Here is a 12,457-nt window from a genome sequence, read left to right on the forward strand (position 1 = left end):
GATGAAGGGTTTTATTTTGGGACGTTCAGTAGTAAATCTCTCGGTTTTCAAGTATAGTGTTAGCCGAGGTCTCCACGTGGGCCTAAGTAAGTTCTTGTAATGCGCATAAAAAGTCCTTAAAACTTCTGAGGTTTTGAATCCTCTCAGAACTAACTTCATTTAAATAATTAGGAAGCTGGTATTTTTCATAACTCCTAGTTCTTTTCAGCACATCAGAAGGTTTATGAACATTATGGAGAATCCATTCTTCTATCTCTTCATCAAATATTATTATAAAAATTTTCTTACCAACATTGCTATTTAATTCCTTGAGATGGGATCTGACTTCTTCATAAACTTCTTCTCTGTTTCTCCCGTCAGCATCTTGAAATATAAGGATTTTATCACATTTATCAATAATGTTCTTTATTATTCTCCTCATTTTATCTGTGCAAAGCTGGATTTTTCTATATGTATCCTTCCCCTTACAGATGTAAATTTCGCTATTAACGACCTTTAGCTCTATCAACCTCTTAATTACTCCTTCAATAAATGCGGGTGCGTATGTATCTTCTGTTAAAAGCGCTACTGTTATTCTATCCCCCATCTAGGAATAGAATAAGTACTCACTTAATAATAACCCTTTCTCACTTAACTCCTTTTTAAGCTCCTTAACATTACTAATTCTCTTCATTATACTCCTACCACCCTCTTTCTCAACCATTATTACATCTTCTACCTTTACCAAATCTATAACCATAGGCGAGTGGGTAGTGACAATTATCTGGGGTTCCGAATATTCGAAAACATCTGTAAGCCTTTCTAAAAAGTTAAGGTGTAACGAGTTCTCTACCTCATCAATTACTAATAATGAAGGCTTAAGCTTGTATATTACGGTCATTATGGCTATCATCTTAACAACTCCAGAAGGAATAGCAGATGAGTGTAAAAATACCTCCCTGTTTCCGACCCTCTCTAAAATATACATCACAAAGTTCCCCTCTGGGCTAACATCTACTTTAATAGCCATGTTTAGTTCTGTTAAGAATTCCTGAATTGGTTTAGGTAAATCGTTCAACAACCTGGGTAACCCAAAACCGTCTATTCTAATCCCGTAAGGGGAATTAAACGGTACCGGGCTTAACGCAGTATAGGGGTTTATACGTAATACTACAAAGTCACTGCCGAGCTTTGTTAAAAGGTCGAGTAGTTGAGGAGGGATAGGGAAACTAGATAGAGTCATGGGACCTATTCTTTGAACAGTATGGAATATGCTCAGTGAAGGGTCAATTTCGTACTTTTTATCATCGACGTAGACCTCATTATACCTCCTAGATATTTTTACACCTTGATGTTCTAACTCCTCTTCCAGCACTCTTAACCCGTCCTTCCCGTTAATTACTGTGCGGTAGTGGTAATTATCCCCTTGTACTTCAATTTCAACGTTTAAACTCTCATCGTTCATATAAACTAAGTTCTTATACCCTCCCCAGTAAAGAAAGGGGTAAGGAGGAAGTGATGAAGGTCTAATAAACTCCCTTAAAAACAAGAATACATCAACAAAATTGCTCTTCCCCGCTCCATTAGGCCCAACAAGTACATTAACCTTATGAAGGTCTATCCTGAGGTCGTCAAAGCTCTTAAAGTTCTTAACCCTTATCCATTGTATCATTTTAAAAAATAACAAAACCCTAAAAAATAACTCTTTCGATCAAAACTGCCGTTGCTAACAGTTTCAGATAAGTCATGAATTATATTCATTCAATTTTTCAAATCCTTTTAACGCTATTAGATAAGCTGAAGCCATATGCCTATCAAAACCTCTCTCCCTCATTAACCTCTCGTGCTCCTCAGAATTAGTAGTACCCTTTGGGCTAGGAGGGAGTCTGATAAACCAATCTTCATAGAGACTGTTGCTCTGATTGGGTTCTTTCCCCTCCTAGCTATTAAATATTCACTAGAAAAACCCATATTTAAATATATATCCCCGCCCTGAACGGTAGACCCAAAATCACCTCCTTAAAAATAAATCTATAGTATTAATAAGTGTTTCCACCAGATTAAATAGGGAATTTTCCAAATTTAGTAAATCTTCAGGGAACAAGAGGATCAGTAGTCGTCTGAACTCTTCCCTACCCATCACACTCTTAAATATAGTGTAGAAGGAGTAAAAGGCCATGGCCAGCACGAAGATCAGCGTGCGAAAGACGAACTTAGTGGAACTAGTGAAGGGAAGGAACGCCTTAATGTCACGATAAGAAGTCTCTATGGGGCCCCTTACCTTATTATACAACTTCAACACGTCCCCCTTTTTTAGGTCAAGGTTAGTAGCCCTAGCGAAATAAACGACCTCCCTCCTCTTCCTCCTAACCTTCTCCTTGCTATACACGAGGAGCCTAAACTTAACTTGCTCCTCCCTCCTCTTCCTCTTACTGTTAGTCGTGTACTCCCCGTCAAACTCCTCATAAACCTTCACGTCCCCAACGGGGACACCGATTATGTACTTAAACTGCGAAATGAAGTTAAGCACACCAACTGTATAGAAACCCGCATCAAGAGTTATCAACCTTATCTTTAACCCCATTGCGACGACTTGTTCCACGAGGGCCTTCACGATATCTTCCTTTGTCATGCCGTTCACTTGTGTGATGAAAGCCAGTAGGAGTATTTTCCCTCCATATTTGGTCGTCGCTGTCGCGTGGTTCCACGAGTTTCCCTTTTCCGAAGTCCCCAGTCCTTTAACTTGTTTCCCGTACCAAGTTTTGGTGGTCCAGTCTATTGATATGTCTATTTCCTTTACTCCCTTTAGTGTTTCCAAGGATATTTTCCTCATTTGTTCCAAGAGTTTCTCGACTACTTCTATTCCTTGCTCTTCTACGTAGTTCCTCACGGTCTGTGGCGACACGTTGTATGCACTTGACTTGTTTTCTATGGAACTGTTCCATAAGCACGCGGAGATTAGTGTCTTCCCTACGTCCTCTGCTTTTTTCCCTTTGAAGTCTAACATGGAAAGTAATTTATATCCTATCCGTTGGACGTTATTTTGGTGAGGGAGGTTTGGTATTACCATCTTGTCCTATCACGTGGTAATACTCCTCCTCCCTCACCATAAACCTTTCTCCAATTTATTGAATTCTTCATATCGTTATAAATTCAGTTATCTTATGTGAGTTTAATATTATCCTATGGTAATTATTTTTACTAATTAGATTTTGGGTCTACCGTGAAGGATGAGACTTTCAAACTTTTGTAAACTACGAATTATAGCATCTAAAAATTCTATACAGTAAAAATCTTGTCAAATAATCTACTACAAGGAGATGAAGCCATTACAGCGTCGACTGGGACATTACACCTTATTAATTATCCGTTTTTAAACTCGCATCACTCTATTTCAAATTCAGCGCCATGATAACCTTTAAAGTTCTATATCTTCAACCTTTTTACCATATAACGTTTTAAAAACTTTGTAATTAGACGAGCTTTAATTAACTGCATCTTACATCATGCACTGGTTCACTTCAAAATCTCCATATTAACACTTCTCAATGGCTCACATGAACACCATAAAATTCTTACGACTCTTATCGAATTTCTTTGAGAACACTTCCTCATTAAATAATATCTCTACTTATTCTTTATTCCAAATTTGGATTACTCGCATTAGGTTTAAAATTGTGTTTAAACATAAGTTTAAACATGGCAAAGACTATCACGATTTCTGAAGAGGCGTATAGGTTATTATTAAGTGAGAAGAGGGAAGGAGAGAGCTTTTCCGACGTTATTATAAGGTTGGTGAAGAGTAGTAGAAAAAATATTATGGATTATGCTGGTATTTGGGGAGATATGAATGATGAAGAGGTTAACAAACTGTTCGAAGATTTAAAGAAGATGTGGGAAAGATGGAATGTAAATGCTTAGATAGCGATATACTTATTGATTTTCTAAGGGGTAAGGAAAAGGCAGTGAAGTACATTGAATCCGTAAGAGGGAGTAGTAGGATAGTAACTACAGTAATTAACGTATTTGAACTGTATTATGGGGCTTTAAAATATAATAAGGATGTTGAGAAACTTGATGAATTTTTACAATCAGTAGAAATACTCCCATTTACAGTATCTGAGGCTAAGAAGGCTGCTGAAATAGAAGTAGACCTTGAAAATCGAGGAGAGGTAATAGGTTTAAAAGACGTGTTAATAAGTTCTATTGCATTAAATAATAATTGTACTATAGTTACCGGAAATGTTAAACACTTTGAAAGAATTCAAGGGGTTAAAGTTGAGAACTGGAAGTAAGAAAAGTAATATAACAAACTATCTGCGTACTTACTATAAAAAGAGTAAGCTAACTTGGCTAAAATAGCCGATAATTATTGGAAGAAGATGAGTCTATAAGAGGAATTATATGTCAGATTACTTCAGATTAAACTAATTACCTTCGTTATCTTATAAAGCTTTATTATCATCTATTTTCTGGTTCTGTAAAAGAATTAAAAATCATTTTGTCCCAGAAAATTCATAGTGTGTTATTGAGTTATTTCTATAAATGTAGACGTAAATTAATATGTTAATTTGATATTTATCTTTTTATAAAGAAAGCTCATTTATATCAACTATTCTAAGGGTCACACAAGCCTCGCATGTGTTATAGAAATCACTCCTATCCCTTCCCAACCTTATATTAACTTCTCTTACTTTCACGAGCGAGCGTCCAATGTGTAATTAATGTGAATAACTAAATAAAGTAAAAAGTTATAAAACACGTTTACCTAGAATTAAACTCACTTAATTACGACAAGTATGATAATATAAAATCAATTTATTAAATGTAGTTACAAATAATTCCGTAATTTTTGATAATAAAGGCTAAGAAAGCTTCTCTAGTATGTTTTATAACATAGAGTTTAACACAAAGTATAATCTAGGTGTAACCTCAATTAAGTATTACTATACCAGTTGAGTCTGTGATACTTATTTTTCATATGAAAATTTTGTTAATAAAGTAAATTACGTTAATTACGAATTAGACGCTCTCTCGAGGTGGTTTAAAAAAGTTAAGGCTATCCTCAGCTTTTAAATCTTTTATAAAATAAAAAATAAGTTAATAATAGTAAAAATTCATAATGTTTATTGACATTCATTATTGACATTCATTGACATAAAGTAAAGTTTATATCCAGCCTATTCAGATATAATATTATGGTAAGTAGTCTTAGTAGTAGGGATAAAGAATTGCTTACACCGAAAGAGGCTTGTGACATGCTGAATATTTCATATAGGACTTTATTGAGGTGGATAAATGAAGGGAAAATAAAGGCGGTTAAACTAAACAGTGGTAGAATAAGAATACCATTAGAAGAAATTGAAAAAGTTATGGAAGAAGAAGATAATGACAAAGACATAACTGCTATGATTATAAATGAATTTATGAATAGCTCGGAGCAACGAAAAAAGGACTATAAAAAATATACTGAGCTTGCTAAAGAGTTTGCTAGAAAGTTATTAAATAATACCATTATCCATATTTCGGTTTTACCTTCTACATATGAGAAATGTGGAATTGCGTGCTCTGAGGGGATCTCAATTTTAGGTAATATCTACGTATCTGAAGGTTTCTTTTCATTGCCCGAAAGCGTTAAAGAGTTTATAATAGCACATGAAGTAGCTCACATAATAAGAGGACATTCTATTACTAAATACGTGCTATCGATCTTCACTGGAGTATTACATGAAGAAGCACGGCAGTTAACAATGAGTAGTTTTAGAGACTCTAGAATCATTAAGAAAATAGCCAGGTTTTTTATTGGCGCTATTTTAGAAGCTTCTGTTTTATACGCAGATGCTACCGCTAACGCTCAAACAATAAAGCAACAAGAACTAGAAGCGGATAGCTATGCTGCTAAGTTAGTTGGTACTGAAAAGACAAAGGACTTTATTAAATTCCTTGAACTTTATAGGCAGGATTACAATAACATAAGCCATACCTCTCTTTTAGGGTTTCCTGCATTAACGATAGACGAGAGGATATCTAATCTAGAGAAATTAATTAAAGGAGGGTTAGATTGTGCCAATTTATGTTAATATGGTATTATTAAAGCCAAACAGTGACCAGATTACTGCATATTATATACCTCAAGAGGAAATACGAGGGAAAAACCAGAGTCAACTTATTAATTCTATAAAAATGCAAGAAGACCTAGTAGTCTCATGGTTACCTTTTCAATATGAGAATTATAAACAGGGATTATACGTAACAACTATTGATAACAATGAGCTGCCTTCAAGCTTAGATGAGACTTTAAGTATTAATATGGAAAAGGTAAAGATAGGTTCTTCTTCATACGTAGCAACGAATTTATTGAGAAACGCATTTAAAAAGAGTGCACAAAAGGACTTAACTAGATTTAATTGTAAGAAAGAGTCTTTTGGCGAGGATTTCTGCATAGAATTAGACCACAGAGACGCATTGAATTTAAATTTATCTGACTATCTATTCGATAAATTTTGTGATATTAACCCAGAGTTATGTGGAGAGAAAGATTCAGAATGTTCAAAATTATTTAATGTAGTTAAACGATATTTCTTTAAATTCCAGCACGTGAAAGAAGGGAATAAAGACGCTATTTATCTTGTCATAAATTTTTCTTATGGGGTTAGACAGAACCTCGTACTAAAACATATTATTTCTCTAATTGGAAATAATATTAACTATGTTATAGGTACAATTGTTAATGTTAAACATAATAGATCATATACTGAAGTCTGTAGTGTAAAATCAGTTGATATAAAATCTAATAAAATTAAGCTAGAATGTTATGGGAAAGAGAGGGAATTAGATATGGATAGCGATGCATTAATTACCATAAATCCTGTCTATAAGTCGTCAAGGTCACTCTTACAAAAAATATGCGCAAACTTTGATGAACATAAATATGAATTGAGCTCAAAAGTTAATCCAAAAGTATTTTATGATATTATTACAAATGACTTAAATACATTAGTAAAGTTAATTGATCAATACCTAGTATTAAATGGAATAAAATATAACCTGGATAACAAGTTAGCTGTGGTGATCTAAATGGAAATATTATATAATTTATATGAAAATTGTAAAGTCTACTACCGTATGGGATCTTCTGGTACTAACTTAGTGGACTCCAGATACTATATAATTAGGTTCGGTCCATATTCTAAAGCTTCTCCTACAGATCCTAATATTAATGTAGACCATTATAAGAAAGTGTTGATAATTTGCAATAGGAAAGATAAAAGACTATGCGATAACCTTAAAAATGACCTAGAGAAAGGCCTCCCTAACAATCTGATATTTAAGCCTTTTAATGAGATTTTTGGGACTAAACTAGATTTCCAAGTAGTTGAATACGACTCTGATAGATATGATGAAGAAAAAATTATGAAAGTGTATGAGGACGAATATGAACCAAGGACTTTTCCCCTAGTTATTACTCCTAAATTAGCAAAAAGCCAGATAGATAGTATCTACTATAGGGTTAAAGCGAGCTTCTTAGATAGTGGATTAGAAGAAAGGGCTACTCCGACACAAATAGTTACTGTGGATTTGCTTAAACAACGTGATGAAAATAAGAATACAAACTATAGCTGGTCATTATTGCCAATAGCAGTTCAGATGTTCACCAAGATGGGTGGTATACCGTATGCTCTTAAACAGAGCTGTATTAACATAGGAAGTGAATTTAACGTACACTTTATCGGTTTAGGGCTTACTAGTGATCCTAGGAATAAGTTGAAGAGAGTAGGATTTGTAACAATATTTAATGACAATGGTAGTCTTAGTTATATGGACTCTAATATTCTAGAGGATAATAAGACTGAATCTTATGGTAGGATAATATATAATGCTATAAATAGAATTGTTAACTTAAGTAACACTAATAAGAGCTCGAATTATAATATCCTTGTAGTCCATTATAGTGGTAAAAGTCTTAGTAAGGATGATGACCAACTTATTAGAAACGCAATTCAAATAGCTTTAAGTAAAAAAAGAAATATTGAGGTTTATGTAGCAAAGGTCAGTAAGTCTAATATATTCCTTATAGATACTGACAGCAAGACTACAGATAAACAAGGTAGCCTGACTTACCATCCTAGAATAGGAATAGTTCTTAAACTCAAAGATAATCTCTACCTTATGAATATGGGAGGAGCTATAACAGACAGGAAAATAAATTTACCTACTGGTGGATTTCCTTCTACTTTACTTATTTCTATCCATAAGGAACTCAGTAGTGGCGAATCTCTTGATGACGATGATCTAGTCAAAAGTGTGTTCATTATGTCTAGGGTAAGTTATTCTAATTTATCTAATCCAGTATTGAGTGAGCCTATAACAATCAAGTATTCTAGGAGTATAGCATATTTAACGTTGAGATTATCATACTTAAACGAGAAAATAGAGTTACCAGAACATATCAAAAAAGTAATGTGGTTTATATAGATATCTATTTACAGTTTGTATTATCAAAATAACATTTACATATTTTCTCCTCTTTTTCATACATCTCGTTTTCTTTTTTCTTTGTTTGTTTTGCTAGGTACTTATCATATGCGGATAACCCTATTATAATAATTAAAGGTATAATAGTAATTATACTTATTAATGAACGATAGATAACAAATAGTACACTGGAGGAGATTACACTTGAAAGCGTCGTTAGTAATGGAATTAAGTTGTTAGTAATATTATTTAATGAAAGAGTATATTTATCTATTTTACTATGTTTATCTTTTAAATCATTTATCTCCTTTCTTAACTTATCAATTTCATTATTTAATTTTTCATAATCTGATTTTACTCTTTTAAATTCCTTATCTAAATAATCTACAATTCTCGAAATTGCTGGATCTTTAGAAATTATATCAAAATGCTCAGCAATCTCATCGTTAACAGGTAACATCAGAAAATTTTTATAATGTTCAAATTCCTTTTGAGCGTTATCGATGTTCCCAGAGCCAAGTTGAATTAGTATTAGACTCTTAAAGAAGTAAGCATAGCTAAACTCATCTATGTCTATGTTATCGATCATTTTTCTCATTTCATCGCAGACTTCTTTTGAATAATTTATTGAAATTATACGTTTAAAGACTTCATTAAGTACTTCATACATCTTCTTCTCATCATAGCTAAATTTAATCCCATTAGTCCCAGTGAATTCATCATGAATTTTGTTAAATAGTTGTACAGCTTTATCCTTTTGTTTCTTTACAAAGAGTAAATGATAGGCGACTATCAAGTAAGGGTAATATGGAGAGGATAAACCAACAACTTTAGTGGAGGATCCGGTGCCATATACTAGATCATACAAATAGAGGTAGATGGGATGATCGGACAGTTTTTTAGAGTCATCTAAAGAGAGCTGAAGAATTAAAGAGTCGAGCAAATCACGTAAGGTATCGGTGAAGTAGTTTTCGGCCATAATTTTAAAACACCCAGTTATTAATTTTATGTTATATCAAACTGTTATATATTTATTAGACCAATAGACATGAAATTAGAGTTTTCGCAAATGTGCAGTTTGAGTAAATAAAGTTTAGAAGTAAGAATAAAAAAGATATAAAATGTATAAGTTTAGGACAAAAATTAGTTATACTAGAATTATAAATAGGTACTATAGTTTCTCTAAGAACCTATTGCCTTACTATTAATATATATAATTATATCTAAAATTAAACTTAATGATGCAATACATATAAGAAATTCCATAATTTTAGCTATAAATAGTATATCCTCTACTAGGAATGCTATATTATAATATGCTAAAATGGATATACTTACGGAAAATGCTAATAGTATAACAATTGATACTTTAACTATTGTTACTAACAAATTGTTTATAAACTCCAATATCTTGCTCATTTTAAAGAATTTAAGCTCAATCTTGTCAGACGGGTCTTTAATCCTAGCTAGCTCATTATCAGAAATACGTTCAATTAAAATCCAAATAACAACAAGAGAAATATCTAAACCAAAAATTAGAGCATCAACTATTGATGAAGCGTAGTCTAAAGGTAAAAAGTGAGCCAGACCGTTAAGTAAAGTTAGAAGTAAGGGGCCTATAATACTTACCAGAAATAGAATTGCATTAGTAATAGTTATGAATAAAATAGGAATATATAATATACAAGGTATAATAATACCGTAAATTCCTCTGATTATTTCTCTTTTTATATTGTTGTTGAAAGATCTAAAGAATAAAAATATATAAATAGCGTAAAGTCCAATAATTGCTAATAAATCTAAAAGAATATATTCAAGATCTCCTACTAACATACTTACATTATATATAGTATTATCTAGTTCTTCTTCACTAGCATTATAATATATTATGTTAAACACAGTATAGTTAGCCGTAAATGTTTCTGCACTATTAAGATTTTTTAGTGTTTTATTTAATGGGGAAAATATATAGCTAAATATTAATTTTTCAGTATTACTATAGATACTAGCCGAAGAAAAATATAAAATAAAGCCATATACTACTAGAGCAATTATAATAATTGCTATGATGCCAGGTATTATGTAATAAATTTTTTGAATCATTACTAAGACACCTTCTTATATTATCTCTAAAAATAAAAACTTTTTAAATTCATTTATGCTCTAATGTATCTGAATGAAGATTTTTCGGTAACCTTATTCGGGGTAGCATTTGTAGGAAAATCGTTATATTCTATATTTTAATTAACATTCTACAAATATTTATTACTAATTCTAAGATTATTGTAATATATAAGTGTTTTAAAATAGAAGACTTATAATTTAAAGCTTGGTATTGTTGAAAACCATCTATTCCTTAAATTTTCCGTAAAATGTTATATAGTAAGAACACACAAATCGGCATTAAGAGTGAGAGTGATTAGCATTTTACGTATTTTTCCTTCTCTTGAACAGTTTCTTAATCCCACCCAAAGATTGATAAATACTTTTTATCAACCTTGATATCCTCTTGGCTCCCAACTTCAAACCAAGGAAGTACTTGAATGAGAGGACCAGGAACAAGGAGAGGGCTTTCAAGGTTATGAAACCCTTGTTCCTAACCCATGTGAGGAAAGAGCTCTTCTCTAAGCCTAGCGCCTTTAGCTCCCTAATTACTATTTCAATATCCCAACGGTTTTCCCATGTTGTTATTATGTCTTCTGGTGTGTCATTTGTGTTGGTCGAGAAGAAGTATCTTTTTCCCATACCTTTATAATTGTCTATTACGAGTAGTTTTATGGGGGTACCTAGGTATTCTACTAGGTATTCCCCTTCGGGGAACTCGGCAACTGGCACGTGTCTGCCACCCTCGACAACACGTGAGTTTGCCTTGAGTTCCCCGATAGTGTTAGGTAGTAGGGTTTTTGAGTTTACGTACCATGAGTCGAATGAGATGGTGGTAACGTTGTACTCGTTTAGGATTGTTGGTAGTGTTTCTAGGTATAGTTGGATTTTTGTTTTGTATTCTGCTTTTTCTCCTTGAGTATTTCGGCAACTTTTTGTGGTATGTATGGTATTATTGTTACCACGTAGGTTTCGTTTGTCCTCAGGTCTTTTATTGCTATTATTAAGAGTTGTATTGCTGGTTCGTATCTTTGTGTTCTCTGCAGTAAAAGGCTTGTGTTCCGTTTCTTGATACTGGTATTGCTCTTGCGTATTCTTTGTGGTTGTGTGTGTCGTCTATTATTAGTTGTACTGGGTGGTCTTTTACTATTTCTTTTACTATTTTGATCAAGTTTATGTTTGCCAATTTGTCAAGGTTTTTTAATACTGTCTCGTAGTCCATGTCTACTGCTTGTGCTATTTCTGTTGCTGTCCCACCCATAACTCCTCCTAGTACTAGTCTTGTTAGTGTGTCTTTTCTCACGCTAGTCAAGGCTGTGAAGATTTGTTGTAATGCTTCTTGAAGTGTCTTGTAATACTCTTGGAGTAATGAGTTTGTATTCATCCGATATTTTGTTTGGCTAATTTTTAAAAAGTTTTTAAGGTTCCCTTAAACTGCAAGGATTTTCCTATAAATGCTAAGTGATAAAAAACATTAATAACTTTTGCATAACCGCTTTGCTGTTTCTATTGAAATATTTATGTATACAAGACTATCTAAAGTCTGGTCGTTTAAGCATAAATCTAAAGTCCATTTCCAATATTGCCCGTGAATAAGCTCAGTTTTAAGGTAAACTACTGCGTAAAAAGGTAGTTGTTGTAACGTTATAAAGACTCTGCGATAGAGCCCACAATGGATAATACCTTACCTAACATCCTTATTATCTGCATGTCGTTATTTATATATAGATAAATTATAAAAATTATCAATTCAATAAATATTATTATAGTCACTATAATAACCCATATATCCATAGTCATCACCTAGCTTTTCTTATTGGTAAGAATCGTTTTCATAACCATAAGAATGAGAGTGAGTGAAAAAATAAAAACTTTTTGCGTTTTTAAAGTTTCGATTTTT

General features: G+C 32.8%; 12 protein-coding genes and 1 pseudogene. 5 read left to right on the forward strand and 8 right to left on the reverse strand.

Translation table 11 applies throughout. The annotated features are described in order from the left end of the window. Positions 1-82: 82 nt before the first annotated feature. The 4 genes from STK_RS10770 to STK_RS10780 form a co-directional block, all read right to left on the reverse strand. Positions 83-586, reverse strand: a complete 504-nt coding sequence (locus STK_RS10770; protein ID WP_010980010.1) for a hypothetical protein — start codon at positions 584-586, stop codon at positions 83-85. After that, positions 587-1,651, reverse strand: a complete 1,065-nt coding sequence (locus tag STK_RS10775; protein ID WP_010980011.1) for an AAA family ATPase — start codon at positions 1,649-1,651, stop codon at positions 587-589. Positions 1,652-1,812: 161 nt separating this feature from the next. Beyond that, positions 1,813-1,950, reverse strand: a complete 138-nt coding sequence (locus STK_RS15400; RefSeq protein WP_198429688.1) for a hypothetical protein — start codon at positions 1,948-1,950, stop codon at positions 1,813-1,815. A 40-nt stretch (positions 1,951-1,990) separates the two neighbouring features. Continuing rightward, on the reverse strand, positions 1,991-3,049 hold the full coding sequence (locus tag STK_RS10780; RefSeq protein ID WP_010980012.1) for an ISH3-like element ISSto14 family transposase: 1,059 nt from the start codon (positions 3,047-3,049) through the stop codon (positions 1,991-1,993). A 629-nt stretch (positions 3,050-3,678) separates the two neighbouring features. On the opposite strand from STK_RS10780, the gene STK_RS10785 reads away from it, so the two are divergent. From STK_RS10785 to STK_RS10805, 5 genes are all read left to right on the forward strand, one after another. Continuing rightward, positions 3,679-3,900: an antitoxin VapB family protein gene (locus tag STK_RS10785; RefSeq protein WP_010980013.1), complete on the forward strand. Its 222-nt coding sequence runs from the start codon at positions 3,679-3,681 to the stop codon at positions 3,898-3,900. Then, entirely contained in the window at positions 3,882-4,274 is a 393-nt protein-coding gene (locus STK_RS10790; protein WP_052846680.1) for a type II toxin-antitoxin system VapC family toxin, read from the forward strand. Before STK_RS10785 ends, STK_RS10790 begins: the two co-directional genes overlap by 19 nt. A gap of 903 nt (positions 4,275-5,177) precedes the next feature. Further along, positions 5,178-6,059, forward strand: coding sequence for a helix-turn-helix domain-containing protein (locus STK_RS10795; RefSeq protein WP_010980015.1), 882 nt, complete (start codon positions 5,178-5,180; stop codon positions 6,057-6,059). After that, positions 6,043-7,056 carry a hypothetical protein gene (locus STK_RS10800; RefSeq protein ID WP_010980016.1) on the forward strand — a complete coding sequence of 338 codons (1,014 nt, stop codon included), beginning with the start codon at positions 6,043-6,045 and terminating at the stop codon, positions 7,054-7,056. Before STK_RS10795 ends, STK_RS10800 begins: the two co-directional genes overlap by 17 nt. After that, entirely contained in the window at positions 7,057-8,454 is a 1,398-nt protein-coding gene (locus STK_RS10805) for an argonaute/piwi family protein (RefSeq protein WP_010980017.1), read from the forward strand. A gap of 4 nt (positions 8,455-8,458) precedes the next feature. Here STK_RS10805 and STK_RS10810 read toward each other — a convergent pair whose 3' ends face one another. The 4 genes and pseudogenes from STK_RS10810 to STK_RS15405 all read right to left on the reverse strand — a co-directional run bounded on the left by STK_RS10810 (position 8,459) and on the right by STK_RS15405 (position 12,351). Further along, positions 8,459-9,433 carry a hypothetical protein gene (locus STK_RS10810; protein WP_010980018.1) on the reverse strand — a complete coding sequence of 325 codons (975 nt, stop codon included), beginning with the start codon at positions 9,431-9,433 and terminating at the stop codon, positions 8,459-8,461. A gap of 203 nt (positions 9,434-9,636) precedes the next feature. Continuing rightward, positions 9,637-10,557, reverse strand: coding sequence for a hypothetical protein (locus STK_RS10815; RefSeq protein WP_010980019.1), 921 nt, complete (start codon positions 10,555-10,557; stop codon positions 9,637-9,639). A 324-nt stretch (positions 10,558-10,881) separates the two neighbouring features. After that, a pseudogene (locus STK_RS14965) lies at positions 10,882-11,941 on the reverse strand (transposase). A 260-nt stretch (positions 11,942-12,201) separates the two neighbouring features. After that, positions 12,202-12,351, reverse strand: coding sequence for a hypothetical protein (locus STK_RS15405; RefSeq protein ID WP_198429689.1), 150 nt, complete (start codon positions 12,349-12,351; stop codon positions 12,202-12,204). Between the last annotated feature and the right edge of the window lie 106 nt (positions 12,352-12,457).

This window comes from Sulfurisphaera tokodaii str. 7, assembly GCF_000011205.1.
In the GTDB taxonomy this organism is placed as follows: Archaea; Thermoproteota; Thermoprotei_A; order Sulfolobales; family Sulfolobaceae; genus Sulfurisphaera; species Sulfurisphaera tokodaii.